Source organism: Candidatus Symbiopectobacterium sp. NZEC135 (genome assembly GCF_025962695.1).
In genome coordinates, this window is sequence record NZ_JAGFPF010000648.1 from 1 (window position 1) to 1,088 (window position 1,088).

Annotated in this window: 1 protein-coding gene and 1 pseudogene; one reads left to right on the top strand and one right to left on the bottom strand. The window is 52.1% G+C overall.

Annotated features, from left to right (window positions below; all coding sequences use genetic code 11):
* On the top strand, positions 1 to 337 hold a 337-nt coding region (locus tag J5224_RS29460; protein ID WP_264628615.1), incomplete at its 5' end, for an FMN-binding protein.
* Positions 338 to 409: 72 nt separating this feature from the next.
* Here the strand turns inward: J5224_RS29460 and J5224_RS29465 are convergent.
* Positions 410 to 1,088, bottom strand: a pseudogene (locus tag J5224_RS29465) (amino acid permease); the annotation flags it as partial.

The following is a 1,088-nucleotide window of genomic DNA, read 5'->3' on the forward strand; positions in this document are numbered from 1 at the left end:
AACCGTCAATTTCGACGATAAAGGGTGGAAACCGTTTGTAGAAGTGACCAACAAAGACGGGAAGATTGCCGCCGTAAAATTTGACTACAACAGCCAGAAAGATGGTCATCTGAAAACCAGCGATGTGGAATACAACAAGAAGATGAAGGCGGCAAGCGGCACCAATCCTAACGAGTATACGGTTAAACTCGCTCAAGGGTTGGTCGAGAAGCAAAATCCGGAAGGCGTGGATGGCGTGACCGGTGCCACGCACTCCAGCGAAGATTTTATCGTGTTGGCGAATGCGGCCGTTGCCAATGCAAAAGCAGGCAAAACCGACGTAGCAAAAGTCGAGTAACCCCTCACAACGCCTCATCGCCGGTATCGACATTATGCCACCGGCGATGAAGCGAGAACCCGCTTAATTCTGCTATTCTTTCACGCCATGCGCCAGCATTTCTGCCGCTTTACGACGTAGTGACAGGTAAAAACCCAACCAGATAATGCCGACCCACACCGGGATTAACAGCACAGAAATACGGATACCCGGCGTCATCAGCATGATGACCAGAATGGCTGCCAGGAAAAGCAAGCACAGGTAGTTACCATAAGGATAGAAAATCGCCTTGAAATGGGTCACCACGCCGTGCTGATCCATCGCGTGACGGAAACGCAGATGCGCCACACAAATCATGATCCAGTTAATCACCAGCGTTGATACCACCAGCGCCATCAGAAGCTCAAAGGCCTTGCCCGGCATCACATAGTTAATCAGCACACCCAAGGAGGTCGCCAGCGCGGAAAGCGCAATAGAACGGACCGGGACACCACGGCCGTTGACGCGTGACAACCAACGCGGCGCATTTCCCTGAGTCGCCAGGCCAAACAGCATGCGACTGTTGCAGTACACACCACTGTTGTATACCGACAATGCCGCAGTCAACACCACCAGATTCAACACATTGGCGATAGCGTTACTGTCTAGCGCATGGAAAATCATCACAAACGGGCTGCCGCCGCTGACCACGTTCTGCCACGGATAGAGTGACAGCAGGATACCAAGCGAGCCAATATAAAAGATCAGAATGCGGTAGACCACCTGATTGGTC